The sequence below is a fragment of the Rhizobium fabae genome, from assembly GCF_003985135.1.
GTDB classification, from domain to species: Bacteria; Pseudomonadota; Alphaproteobacteria; order Rhizobiales; family Rhizobiaceae; genus Rhizobium; species Rhizobium pisi.
Genome location: NZ_ML133656.1, coordinates 82,759 through 95,495 on the forward strand (window position 1 = coordinate 82,759; position 12,737 = coordinate 95,495).

Here is a 12,737-nt window from a genome sequence, read left to right on the forward strand (position 1 = left end):
CTATCACCCGTTTTGATGATCGCCTGCCGAGCAGCTTGCCTGTCGCGCTCGATCGTCCGGGTCGGACAGGGCGCTCCCCGCAAGGGTCGAGCGCCCTGTCCTTTTTACCCGGTCGGCTTGTCTTTCTTGTCGAAGACCGCGGTATTGTCCTTGTTTCCCGCAGGCCTTTAAACGATGCGTGTCGAATTGCCGCGTTGGTCCCATCCACGAAACTCGATTTCCGCGATCGATGTCGGGTACGCGAAGAACAGGGTCTTGTCTGTCAGCGGGTGAAGTCTGCGACGATCTTGCCGGGGGCGTGGCCGGTGCGATTACGTTCAATTGCCGAGGGAAGATCGTAGAAACCGACGACTTCGGCAATTGTCGATCGCAGGGCACCCGTGGCGACTTGCTGGGCGATCTCAGCCAGACGCGCGGTGTCGGGTCTATTTGACAAAAAGACACCGCGCCGGCCTTGGGGCGCGCGCGATGCGACGTCTGGAGCGGCGATGCTCACGAGAATACCATCGGGCGACAGCAGTGCCCAGGACCGGTCCACGACATCACCCCCGACAAGGTCGACAACGAGATCGATGTCAGCCACAAGCAGCTCGAAGTGCTGGTGTCGATAGTCGATCACCTTGTCTGCACCAAGCGACCGGACATGCGGCAGGCTTTTGGTCGAGGCCGTGGCATAGACGATTGCTCCCGCTGCCTTGGCGAATTGGACGGCGAAGCTCCCCACGCCGCCCGCTGCGCCATGGATCAGCACCCGCCGTTCGGAGAGGTCGAAATCCACGACCTGAAGCACGTGCCAGGCCGTCATTGCCGCGACCGGAATAGCCGCTGCCTCCACGTCCGACAGACCTACTGGCGTCAGGACGAGTTTCTCGGCGTCGATGACCAAATGGTCGGCATAGGCGCCGCATTGACCGAGCGCGGCCATAACGCGATCGCCGCGCACCAAGCCCGTGACACCAGGGCCTGTCTGCAGCACAACGCCGGCCATCTCGATACCAAGGGTGGCGGGCAGCTCCAGCCTGAAGATGTTGCGGACATGGCCGTCGCGAATCTTCCAGTCGAGGCCGTTCACGCCGGCTGCTTTAACCTCGACCAGAACCTCACCGGGACCCGGATCAGGTACGGATACTGAATCGACCGAGAAGGATTCGGGGCTGCCGTAGGTGTGAAGACGTAGGGCTCGGCCGTGGCCGATCGGTCTGGATGTGGAGTTGGTGTGCTCAAGGTCAGCGAGTTGGCTCATATGGGTTCTCCTTCTGGACGGAAGGTATGCAGCCAAATCCGTGCCACAAGTCGCCGAGATGAGACAGCCCGTCTCATGGGAAAGACATTTAATGGGGCCCTCGGCGGCTTCTTTCATGCCATGCCCGCCGCCTCGTCCGGTGCTCGCATCAGCCAATTTGAAAACGGACGAGGAAACGCGAGGAATTGATCTGAAGCGTCTTGCTTGCTTCAGTTCAGACCGACGCCAGCGAGTTGCACGTGTCCTCTGCCCTGATTTTCAACGGGTCGCTTGGTAGGGCATTTAGGTGGGGGAGTGATCCCGGTCATCACCTGCCGATATAGGCGGCCAGCTCGTGCGGCGTCCCATTTGGGAAGGCCTGTTTCAGAAAATCCAGGAACGCGGATACTCGCGCGCTGAGCAGCCGCCTGGACGGATAGAGCGTCCAGAGTGCGATCTCGGGGCCGTCAATATCTCCCCAATTAACCAGAGTGCCATCAGCCAAGTCATGGCTCACCAGTGAGATTGGAAGGCGTCCAGCACCGACTCCGGCGCGTACAGCATCCCGGACCGTGATGAGCGTCGACAAGATCAGCACAGGTTCGATCTTGATCGTTGACCGGCCAACGGGTGTCTTCACGTGCCATGTTTGCGCTTCGCCTGCACCGCGCGCAACGCCAGGAGCAGCGAGCTCACCGGTCGGACGGGGAAGATCCGGGCTTGCCACCACGACCAGGCGGTCGCGAAGAAACGCCCGTCCAACCAGGCTTTCGTCGGGATCCGGGTTGACCCGGATGACCAGATCGTAGCCCTCCTCGATCATGTCCACAGGCCGATCTTCGCTTGTCACCTCAAGCCTCACCTCCGGGTATTTAAGGGTAAAGCCCGCGGCGATCCTCCCCATTGCGGTCTGGGAAAAATGCAAAGGTGCGCTGATCCGCAATCTCCCTTTAGGTTTCTGACCGCCGGATGCAATCGCCGAAGCAGTCTCGTCCAATTCGGCGAGCAACGCCCCCGTCCGCTCGAACAGCGCTCGTCCCTCTTCCGTGAGCTTCAGGTTTCGCGCACCCCGTTCAAACAGCCGCAGATCGAGCCCGCTTTCGAGTTCGGCGACACGCCGCGACAGGGTTGCCTTCGGCCGACCGGTGGCCCTTGCGGCTTTGCCGAAACCACCATGGCGGGCAACGAGGTTGAAATCGGCAAGCGCAAGAAGATCCATAGGTGTTCCGCTGCTGAGACGGAGTGTCCAAAATCTCCGTCTATCGGGTTACCAGTGAACCACACATATTCGACGTGTCAAGCAACCAAACACGGAGAAATACCATGACCATTCTCGTCACCGGTGCCACAGGCAATGTTGGCCGCCAAGTCGTCGAACACCTCGTCAAGCGCGGCGCCGATGTCCGTGCTCTTGTCCGCGACCCGTCGAAAGCGGAATTCGCCCAGGGCGTGAGCGTCATGCAGGGCGACTTCCTCGACATCGATTCCTTGCGCAACGCCATGTCGGGCGTGTCGACCCTGTTCCTTCTCAACGCCGTGGTGTCGGACGAATTCACCCAGGCTTTGATCGCACTCAACGTTGCCCGATCGGCTGGCATCGAGCGGATCGTCTATCTCTCGGTGATCCACGCCGACCTCTACGTGAATGTGCCGCACTTCGCGGGAAAGTTCGGTGTCGAGCGAATGATCGAGCAGATGGACTTCAAGGCGACGATCTTGCGCCCGGCCTACTTCATCCAGAACGATCTGATGGTCAAAGATGTCATCACCGGCTACGGCGCCTACCCGATGCCGATCGGGCTTAAGGGTCTCGCCATGATCGACGTGCGGGATATTGCCGAGATCGCCGCCCTTGAGCTGCTGCGCCGCGAACAGGCTGCAGAGCCGCTTGCGCTCGACCGGATCAACCTCGTCGGTCCGGAGAAACTGACCGGATCAGATATTGCCGCGATCTGGTCAGACGTGCTCGCCCGCCCGATCCAATACGCCGGTGACAATATCGAGGGCTTTGAACAGAATCTCAGGCAGCTCCTGCCTGCTTGGATGGCCTACGACATGCGCCTGATGGGCGAGCGCTTCATCACCGACGGGATGCTGCCTGAAGCAGGCGACATCAAGCGGCTGACCGCCTTGCTCGGACGCCCGCTGCGCTCCTATCGCAACTTCGCTTCGGAAATCGCTGCCTCCGCCTGAGGCAAGCCCAACTGCGATTGACCATAAGGACTATCACCATGATCTATTCGACCGCCACGGTGCCGGTGAACCGGAAGGCCCTCTGATGCGCGCTGAGGTCTGGCAAGGTCTCAAATGCAAGGCGCGCGACGCCCGGTCCTTTCTTCCTGCGGGCCGAGGGAAAGCTCTGAGCATCGCCAGAAGCACAAGACAACAGGGCTGCCTCTTTTTTGAAGGTCGCCCTATGCACTCCGCAACGCCGAGCGCCATTCATACCAGCCGTTCGCTCACGTCAAACACGGCGGCATTGTCCTGAACCTCGCGCAGGCCCTTGTAGGATGCATGCCGCACATTGCCGTCACGGGTCCATCCACGAAACTCGATTTCCGCGATCAATGTCGGCTGCGCGAAGACCAGGTTCTTGCCCTTGAGAGGTACCGCCGGGCGTGCAGTCTTCAGCTTGTCGAGCATGGCGCGCAGGTATTCGGCGTCCTTGGCCTTAAACCCGGTGCCGACCGAGCCGACATAGACCCAGTCATCTCCCTGGCGGCCGGCAAGAAGCAGGCTGCCGATCCCACCGCGCGCAACCGCCGACTGCTCATAGCCGATGATCATGAAGCTTTCGCTCTGGACGCATTTGATCTTCAACCAGTCACCGGTGCGGCCGGAGCGATAGGGTCGATCCCGATGCTTGGCGACGATTCCCTCAAGCCCCATCGAGCAGGCATTTGCCAGGAGCGCTTCACCGTCGCCGTGGACTTCCTCCGACAGCTGTACTGCGCCGATGGCACCATCGAGGAAGTCCTCGAGAAGATGCCGGCGCACGGAGAGTTCGGCTCCCGTCAGGTTATGACCGTCGAAATACAAAAGATCGAAAGCGAAGAACACCGATTCCGTCGACGATCGCTTGCCGCCGCGTCCACCAAGCGAGCGTTGCAGCGCTCCGAAATCCGAACGGCCCTCTTTGTCGAGCACCACGGCCTCGCCATCGAGGATGGCTGTTCCGACGCCCAGCTTTCGTGCCGCCTCAGCCACCGTCGGAAAACGGTGTGTCCAATCGTGACCGCCGCGGGTGATGATCCGCACACCCTTCGGCTCGATGTGGATTGCCAGGCGATAGCCGTCCCATTTCACCTCGAATGCCCAGTCCGCGCCCGTGGGCGGGACAGTCTTCAGAAGCGCCAGGCACGGCTCGATACGCACTGGCATTGGATCAAAGGGCAGATTGGGTTGCGCCGGATCGCGCGGGCGTGCCTGCCTGGACTTGAGAAGGTGCTCGTCCTGAAGCAGCGGTTTGGCGCGGCGGCTCATCTGCTGGCCCTTATCTCGGCCGCGACCGATTTTCGGATCGGACCTCGTAGTCGAAGTTCAGCGTCGAGGCGATCAGGCCTTTGCCATGCGCGCGAATGAGCACGCTGCGCATCCGGCGGAACAGCGCGGTCTGGGCAATTGCGGCGACCTTTCTTCTTCATGCCGTCGCGCAGCAGCAGGAAGGCGTCCGTGCCCATCTTGTCGGGAGTCAGATAGTAGGGCTTGTCGAAATAGGTGGTGTCGATCTGCGAACAGGGAACGAAGTCCTCGATCTTCAGCGTCTTATCACTTTCGGGCACGGCCGCGGCGACCTCCTCCGGCTCAAGCACGATATACTGGCCGTTTTCGACTTCGTAGCCTTTGACCTGTTCCTCACGCTCAACCGGATCGCCCGTCTCGCTGTCGATGAACTCCCGTTTGACCCGGTTGACTGTCTTGCGATTGAGTGTGTTGAAAGCGATGCGTTCGGACGAGGACGCGGCCGTATAGAGCGCCACCGGAAAGGACACCTCTCCGAACTTGATGTACCCCTTCCAATTGGCTCTTGGACCCGCCATGACATCGACACTCTGAAGCAATTCAAGCGATTCAAGTGATTCGGGGGCGAATCGTTCCGACCCGAAACGAATCATTTTTCAATAACTGGGATCTGTTCGCGGGGGCGTTCGCGAGTTGCGCCTAGATGATTGATTCCATGCATCTTTCGGCGACGACACGCGTTTTTGAAGTGGAGCAACCCCAAGGGGGTCCTACGATGAGCAAGCGCGAACTGATCGATACAGGAACCGATAAACGAGACGTCCGTCGCGACAAGGACGGCAAGTTCAAGGAGAGCGATGATGTTTCGCGATCGCTCTCCGCCGATGCGCGCCACGACGCGAAACAAGAAGCCAAACCAGGCAGGGCGATAAGGGCGATCGCAAGCAATGACATTTGATGTCCAGCGATACCCGAGGGTCCCGCGCCTCCGTCGGCGCGCGACCGGCCATGAGGCGGAGCCGCCCGGGAGGCGATGCTGCACCACCTCAGCGCGGTCATCCCTGATGTGGCCGAGCTTCGCACCCACTATCCCGATTATACCGATCATCATCTCGTCCCCCCTGTGCGTACCCTTCCGGCGAGACCGAGAGCGGCGATTTCGGCTTGCATCGGGGCGCGCCGCGGCGCGCTGATCTCTGTGGCCATCTTACACCGTCCAATAATGATGTCAGGATTGCGAAGGACGCGCCCAGTTTGCATGTCAAACCTACGCGCCTTGTAACATATGGAACCAACTGATGTCCGACGGGTTGGGGGATCAAACTTCCTGAGCGGCCGAGAGGGTATGCGTGCAACCAACGACTCATAGACATGTGACCGTCAACGGCATCGATATCTTTTACCGCGAGGCAGGGCCTGAAAACGCACCCGTAGTGCTGTTGCCGCATGGCTATCCATGCTCGTCGTACGAATTCCGCAATCTCATGCCAGGGCTGGCGGATCGTTGGCGGCTGCTTGCGCCGGACTTTCCCGGTGCCGGCTACAGCGCGACTCCGGACGCCTTTGACTACAGCTTCGATGGCTATGCCAGCCTTCTGGACGGCTTCGTGAAAACGCTCGGTGTGCAGCGCTTCGCGCTTTATCTCCATGACTTCGGATCCCCCATTGGCACGCGGCTGGCTATCAAGGCACCAGAGCGCATCGCAGCGCTCATCATCCAAAATGGCGATATCCCGTACGAAGACGCGCTGGGACCGAAATATGCCGAGATCGAAAAGAGCTGGCGGCTGCCCCTTTCCGAGATGAGGCTGAAAGTGGCCGAGGCGATCAATGAAGAGACCTTCAGGGGTGAATTCCTGAACGATGTGAGGCCTGAGCTCGCTCGACAGATTCCGCCCGACCTCTGGAAGCTGCACTGGTCGTTGATGACGCCGAAGCGCAAGGAGGTAGCGATTGATCTGATCGCAGGCCTGAAAGAGAACCGCGCCTGGTTTCCTCAACATCGGAACTATCTCGCCAAGCATCGTCCGCCGACGCTGATCGTATGGGGACCGCAAGACGGGTACATGCCGGAAAAGTCGGCGCGTGCCTATCTCCGCAATCTCCCCGACGCTGAACTGCATCTGCTGGATGGTGGTCATTGGCTTCTGGAGACCAACCTCGATGAGGTGCTCTCACTCGTACGTGACTTTCTTGGCCGCGTTCATTCGCCCGACAAAATCAGCAACCGACGCGGTGCTAGCGTGAACTGAACGGGATGATATTCCAAGAATGGAGTACTGCGATGTTCATCGTGATCAAATCGCGTGACCCTCTAACGGCGTCTTCGATCTCAGGCCTCCCATAAATGAAATCGAGAAGATGGGCATCGCCGGAATACCCGCGCGGTTTTTCGAACGACCACCGGGTCAACGGGTGATACCCTGAAGATTAAGAGCCGGAATTTTCACTGAGCCACCGTCCCACGGCATTCGTCGGGTTCGACGTTGCAACTCGCCGGTTGGCGGCCTGGAGTTTTCAAAGGGTGCTTCCGTGTGATTCGGGCACGAACTATCTCGATTATGCCACTAATGCACTATGCCGCTCGATCGCATCTCAGTCTTCAGATGCATACTCTTGATAGCAGTGAGAAGGCGCTTTTCTAGGGATCGTTTGTAAGCGACGTAGATAATCCAATTAGCGACGAACCAAGCGGTCAAAGTTAAAGCTAAATTAGCAACTGCGACGAATTCTTTCAGTCATTCAGCCGCGAGGGCGGCCAAAGGAACTGGAGTGTCGTATGAAACGTCTCACTGTTAAGCAGACCCTGATAGCCGTTTTGTCTGTCATCTGTGCCTTCCTCATGGCGTTATCCTATAATTCTCTCAGCACAATTTCGGCGCTGAACGACAACACGCAGCAGATTGGTGGCTTTTGGATGAAGCGGATGGTGACAGCCAGAGATATCAAGGGAAACTTCTCGGATCTGAAGCTGGCCTACGCTCGGTACCTGTTGGAGGCGTCCCCAGAAAATCAAGCCGCAGGCGCGAAGCTGATCGGCGACACAAACACCGCGGTCGACCAAGCGATCGAAGAATATGTGAAAGGGGTGCGCACGGAGAAAGGCCGCGAGTTGATCGGTCAGGTCGATTCGGAGCTAAAAAAATATAGCGAGCTTGCCAAGCAAATGGTCCAACTCCAGGACCGCGGGAAGGGCGCCGAGGCAGCCAGTTTCTTTCGCGAGAACATGGAGCCGCAATCCGATAAGGTAACCCACGAAATTGCAGATCTTGTGGCCTTTATTCTCGAACAGACGGAAACATATGTGACCGCAAGCGACGCCACAGCGAGCTTCGCGTTCACCACCACCGCGGTGATCGCTTTCCTCTCCATTCTGGTCACCTTCGCCGGGGCAATGTTTGCGGTTTTTGGCATCGCCAATCCGATCCGGCGTATTGCCGTTGCCATGAAGATCCTGTCCGACGGCGATCTGCAGAGCGAGATCCCCTACGCTGGTCGCGCCGACGAAATCGGGGCGATGGCAGCAGCAGTGGAGATTTTCCGACACAATGCCATGAACGTTCTTCGATTGGAGCAGGAGGCAGCGGTATCGCGGAGTCAGTCAGAGGCGGCCCGAGTTGCAGAACAGGAGCGCGCCGAGAGGGAAGCGCATCAGTTGCGCTTTGCGACGGCGGCGCTGGGCGATGGACTGAGACGCCTGGCTGGCGGCGACGTCTCCTTCCAGTTGCCGGAGCCATTCGCTCCGGAGTACGAACAGTTGCGGGGGGATTTCAATGTGTCGCTCAAACAACTCGGAACCACTATTGGTGCTGTACTGCAGACCGTACACAGCATCGACAACGGAACAGGCGAGATCGCCTCTGGTGCGCAGGATCTGTCAAAGCGCACCGAGCAACAGGCCGCCTCACTGGAGGAGACTGCTGCAGCCCTTGATGAGATTACTGCCAATGTGACGACTGCCTCCAAGCGAACCGAGGAAGCTCGCCATGTCGCCCGCGAGGCTAATGTCAGCGCAGAACGTTCTGCTTGCGTCGTGTCCGATGCCGAACAGGCGATGAGGCGGATAGAAGAAAGTTCCGAGCGCATATCACGCATCATCGGTGTCATCGACGACATTGCATTTCAAACTAACCTGCTCGCGCTGAATGCGGGCGTGGAGGCAGCACGAGCCGGAGAAGCCGGCAAAGGTTTTGCGGTTGTCGCTCAGGAGGTTCGCGAGCTTGCCCAGCGCGCAGCGACGGCGGCAAAAGAAATCAAGGGACTTATTGAAAAGTCCTCCACTGAAGTCGGCACCGGCGTGAAACTGGTTCTTGAGACCGCCCAGTCGCTAAACAAGATCAGCGAGCAGGTATCTCAGATCAATCAATTGATGGAAGCAATAGCGACATCTGCGCGCGAGCAGTCCACCGGACTTGCCGAGATCAACACAGCCGTCAATCAAATGGACCAGTCCACTCAGCAGAATGCCGCGATGGTCGAGCAATCCACGGCAGCGGCAGCGACATTGTCGGCTGAGGCGAGCCGACTGCGCGATCTGGTCAATCAGTTCACGCTCGACCGCGATGCCGGTCAGGTCGCTGAGCCTAGACGTAACGTCCGCACCATGGCTGCATGATTGACGCCAGGGTCTGTCCTGACGTCACCCGGCAGGAGAACCAAACGCGGCCCGAAACTGCACCAGGCCGGCGAAGCCGGTTGCCGCTGAGGAACCGACACATTTCTCGGGCAGCGGACGCCGTCGACTCAGATGAAATGGGTAAAACAAAGTCGTCTCCACCTCTTTGTGACTGCCGAAGGACACCCTGCTTTAGACACGAATGACATTGAGCCGCAGGGCGCTGACGACCGCCTGCGTTCTGGTAGTGCACCCCAGTTTCTTGATCGCTCCCCCGATGTGATTATTCACCGCATTTTCCGAAAGATCGAGAAGCTTGGCAATCTCGTTGCTCTTCTTGCCGCCAGCGGTGAGTCTCAGGCAATCTAGTTCGATCCGCGTGAATTCGATGGGCCGGTGTTTCTCGTTCAAGGTCAGCTGCGATAGCCGGTCATAGATCAGTGTGGCGATGAACAGCAGTTTCGCCATTTCGGTCATGCTGAAATTCCGTGAGCCCGAGATCGACATCGCGCCGCGTCCGCCTGCGGCATCGTGAACAGGAAAATAGGCGCCTTTTTCCATGCCGTATCGGTTGAATAGCTCGATGACGGTGGACTTCTTGCCTTCGCCGCGATTGGTATTGATCGCTTCGACGTCATAGTTGAATGGGCTGGTCGATCTCAACATCCGGCGAATGACCGGGCTGTCGATCATGAGGTTGTGGGCGTCATAGAAATCCACCATTTCCGCCGGCCAATTGGTGATGATCTTCGTCACGCCGATTTCGACGATGTCGACGGTCGGCAGCGTCATCAGCAGGAAGGCATTCATTCCAAGGTCCTGCGTGAGACCCTTCATATATTTAAACACTTCGTAATGCGTGTTGAAGCCGGCGGCGACTTCCTCAATTCGATTGAACTCGGCCTCGAGCTTCATGTCATTCTCCGATCAGTAGTCGCGTCCGGGCGATTGGCGACCAGTATGTCCCGCGAATCCGCTAGCATCGGACGTGGATTCTACACGGCTAGGGGAGCGCGTAAAATGTATCCGACGGGATAATCGCAAAGCGTCCGTGAGCTGTGGCCCGGCGAATGTTAAATCTTAACGACTGGTAAACAAACTTTTCGAGCTGATAGTGCAATATTGTGGAAGACCCCGACGCGAACCATCCGAAGCCGGCACTCGACGATGCCTCGGACAAAGCAGATATATTCAAATTACATTAAGTTAAAGTCATGATTCTATTAGCAAAGTTTTCAAAATCTCATTTGGCTCGAAAGGACCGGAAACAGGAGCCATGCGGTTAATGGATACTTAAAGATTTTGATAGATTTTATCCTCAGATCGCTCGTCCGGTGCCAGTCAACATCGGATGGAAGCAGTCGCTCTCTTGGTCCTGAGTGGGAGGAACAGCATGACGGGAATAGCATTCGGCTTCGGCTCTGATGCCAAGGCCGTACTGGCCGCAATGAACAAGTCACAGGCCATTATCGAATTCGACCTCACCGGCAAGATCCTAAAGGCAAATGCCAATTTCTGTTCCACGCTCGGCTACGAATTATCTGAGATCGTCGGCCAGCACCACCGAATGTTCGTCGAGCCGGCAGAAGCTTCCTCCCCCGATTATCGTGAGTTCTGGGCGAGGCTGAATCGAGGGGAGTTTGACCGGCGTCAATACAAACGTATTGGCAAGGGCGGGAAGGAGATCTGGATCGAGGCCTCCTACAATCCGGTTTTTCGCGGCGGAAAACCCTACAAGGTCGTCAAGTTCGCAACCGATATCACGGCGCAAAAGCTAAAGAGCGCTGAGGACGCCGGCAAGCTGAACGCTCTCTCACGCGCCCAAGCGGTCATCGAATTTACGCTGAAGGGCGAGATCCTGTCGGCGAACGAGAATTTCTTGTCCGTGCTCGGTTATCAGCTTCCGGAAATCCTGGGCCGCCACCATTCGATGTTTTGTGACGCCGCTTACGTCAACAGCGACGATTACCGGCGGTTCTGGCAACGTCTGGCAGACGGCGAGTTCGTGGCCGATGAATTCCTGCGGATCGGCAAGGGCGGGAAAAAGGTCCACATCCAAGCCTGCTACAATCCGATTTTCGACATGAATGGCAAGGTCTTCAAGGTCGTCAAATTTGCGACCGATGTCACGGCCCGCGTCAACAACGTGAACGAGCTTGCCGGGTCGTTGTTGGCCATGTCCGGCGGGGATTTGACTCAGCAGGTCACAATCCCGTTCACGCCGACACTTGAAAAACTCCGGACCGATTTCAACGCTGCGGTCGGCAAGCTGCGCGGCGCGATGCAGGCCGTGGCGGAAAACGCAACCGGGATCGCTGCCGGTGCCCAGCAAATTCGCTCCGCGTCGGACGACCTTTCGAAGCGAACGGAACAGCAAGCGGCCTCGGTCGAACAAACCGCGGCCGCCCTTGAAGAGATCACCACGACCGTCGCCGATTCCAGCAATCGTGCCCAGGAAGCCGGTCAACTGGTGCGAAGAACACGCGAAAACGCCGAGCGTTCCGGGGCAGTGGTGCGAAATGCGGTCGACGCGATGGGCAAGATCGAAACCTCGTCCGCGGAAATCAGCAATATCATCGGTGTGATCGACGAGATCGCGTTTCAAACCAATCTCCTGGCGCTCAACGCTGGTGTGGAAGCGGCACGCGCCGGCGACGCCGGCAAAGGCTTCGCGGTCGTAGCGCAGGAAGTTCGGGAGCTCGCTCAGAGATCGGCGAAGGCGGCAAAGGAAATCAAGGAACTGATCACCGCGTCCAACCAGCACGTGAAGAGCGGCGTCGCCCTCGTTGCAGAAACCGGCAAGGCCTTGGAGGAGATCGTCGGCCAGGTTCAGCAGGTCAACGGCAATGTTCTCGCGATTGTCGAAAGCTCGAAGGAACAGGCGACGGGTTTGAAGGAAATCAACACGGCCGTCAACATCATGGACCAGGGCACACAGCAGAATGCAGCCATGGTCGAGGAATCGACGGCCGCGGCCCATAGTCTTGCCAGAGAGGCCGATGCACTCTTCCAACTGCTGGGTCAGTTCAACATCGGCGGTCACATGGCCTCACATCAAATGCGTCCGGTGGTGGCAACCGCCGCTTCCAAGCCGGCAACATCGCCGGCACGGGCGAGGGTCGCGAAGGTTGTTTCCGCCTTTCATGGCAATGCTGCGGTCGCCGGCAGCGAGTGGCAAGACTTCTGACATATGGCGGTTGCTGGTCTCGACGCGAGAGCTTGCGTGAGGTCGGTCAGACCGGCGGGTTCTGGCGCCGCAGCTCTATGTCGCCTGCGGCGTCTCGGGCGCCAATCAGCCGGGGACAGAGATCGTCACCGTTCCGAAGCGTGTCGCCACGCCGCCTGTAGAAATGTTCCGCCGCATGAAGCGGACGCCATGCGCCTTTAGAACGGCTTGTTCACATTCCACCGGCCAGAAGGACCGTCTCGGTCGCAACG

The 12,737-nt window shown here is 58.5% G+C and carries 9 protein-coding genes and 5 pseudogenes; 7 read left to right on the forward strand and 7 right to left on the reverse strand.

The genetic code is table 11. The annotated features are described in order from the left end of the window. Positions 1-104 precede the first annotated feature (104 nt). From EFB14_RS33535 to EFB14_RS23630, 3 genes and pseudogenes are all read right to left on the reverse strand, one after another. A pseudogene (locus EFB14_RS33535) lies at positions 105-269 on the reverse strand (ATP dependent DNA ligase); the annotation flags it as partial. After that, positions 263-1,360, reverse strand: coding sequence for an NADP-dependent oxidoreductase (locus EFB14_RS23625; protein WP_342635067.1), 1,098 nt, complete (start codon positions 1,358-1,360; stop codon positions 263-265). The pseudogene EFB14_RS33535 and the gene EFB14_RS23625, both read right to left, overlap by 7 nt. Before the next feature lie 190 nt (positions 1,361-1,550). After that, entirely contained in the window at positions 1,551-2,441 is an 891-nt protein-coding gene (locus EFB14_RS23630; RefSeq protein ID WP_126829098.1) for a LysR family transcriptional regulator, read from the reverse strand. A 104-nt stretch (positions 2,442-2,545) separates the two neighbouring features. Between EFB14_RS23630 and EFB14_RS23635 the strand changes: the two genes are divergently transcribed. Both EFB14_RS23635 and EFB14_RS33820 read left to right on the forward strand, forming a co-directional pair. Further along, complete coding sequence (locus EFB14_RS23635; protein WP_126829099.1) at positions 2,546-3,415, forward strand: NmrA/HSCARG family protein; 870 nt, start codon at positions 2,546-2,548, stop codon at positions 3,413-3,415. Between the two features lie 38 nt (positions 3,416-3,453). Continuing rightward, positions 3,454-3,569: pseudogene (locus EFB14_RS33820) on the forward strand (AtaL-like protein); the annotation flags it as partial. Between the two features lie 95 nt (positions 3,570-3,664). On the opposite strand, the gene ligD reads toward EFB14_RS33820, so the two are convergent. Together ligD and ku are read right to left on the reverse strand one after the other, a co-directional pair. After that, a complete protein-coding gene (gene ligD / locus EFB14_RS23645; protein WP_126829100.1) occupies positions 3,665-4,705 on the reverse strand; it encodes a non-homologous end-joining DNA ligase in 1,041 nt (346 codons plus the stop codon). A 22-nt stretch (positions 4,706-4,727) separates the two neighbouring features. Beyond that, a pseudogene (ku, locus tag EFB14_RS23650) lies at positions 4,728-5,262 on the reverse strand (non-homologous end joining protein Ku); the annotation flags it as partial. A gap of 125 nt (positions 5,263-5,387) precedes the next feature. On the opposite strand from ku, the gene EFB14_RS23655 reads away from it, so the two are divergent. The 3 genes and pseudogenes from EFB14_RS23655 to EFB14_RS23665 all read left to right on the forward strand — a co-directional run bounded on the left by EFB14_RS23655 (position 5,388) and on the right by EFB14_RS23665 (position 6,936). Then, entirely contained in the window at positions 5,388-5,642 is a 255-nt protein-coding gene (locus EFB14_RS23655) for a hypothetical protein (RefSeq protein ID WP_245438293.1), read from the forward strand. Positions 5,643-5,702: 60 nt separating this feature from the next. Next, positions 5,703-5,783: pseudogene (locus EFB14_RS33545) on the forward strand (GntR family transcriptional regulator); the annotation flags it as partial. 274 nt (positions 5,784-6,057) lie between these two features. Then, positions 6,058-6,936 carry an alpha/beta fold hydrolase gene (locus EFB14_RS23665; RefSeq protein ID WP_245438294.1) on the forward strand — a complete coding sequence of 293 codons (879 nt, stop codon included), beginning with the start codon at positions 6,058-6,060 and terminating at the stop codon, positions 6,934-6,936. A 46-nt stretch (positions 6,937-6,982) separates the two neighbouring features. Here EFB14_RS23665 and EFB14_RS33550 read toward each other — a convergent pair. Then, positions 6,983-7,099, reverse strand: a pseudogene (locus EFB14_RS33550) (class I SAM-dependent methyltransferase); the annotation flags it as partial. 364 nt (positions 7,100-7,463) lie between these two features. Here EFB14_RS33550 and EFB14_RS23670 point away from each other — a divergent pair. Continuing rightward, positions 7,464-9,299 (forward strand): HAMP domain-containing methyl-accepting chemotaxis protein, encoded by a 1,836-nt coding sequence (locus EFB14_RS23670; RefSeq protein WP_126829102.1) that lies wholly within the window; start codon positions 7,464-7,466, stop codon positions 9,297-9,299. Between the two features lie 192 nt (positions 9,300-9,491). Here the strand turns inward: EFB14_RS23670 and EFB14_RS23675 are convergent, their stop codons facing one another. Next, positions 9,492-10,214, reverse strand: coding sequence for a LuxR family transcriptional regulator (locus EFB14_RS23675; RefSeq protein WP_126829103.1), 723 nt, complete (start codon positions 10,212-10,214; stop codon positions 9,492-9,494). A 478-nt stretch (positions 10,215-10,692) separates the two neighbouring features. Here EFB14_RS23675 and EFB14_RS23680 point away from each other — a divergent pair, with 478 nt between their 5' ends. Continuing rightward, entirely contained in the window at positions 10,693-12,486 is a 1,794-nt protein-coding gene (locus tag EFB14_RS23680; RefSeq protein ID WP_126829104.1) for a methyl-accepting chemotaxis protein, read from the forward strand. The last annotated feature ends 251 nt before the right edge of the window (positions 12,487-12,737 follow it).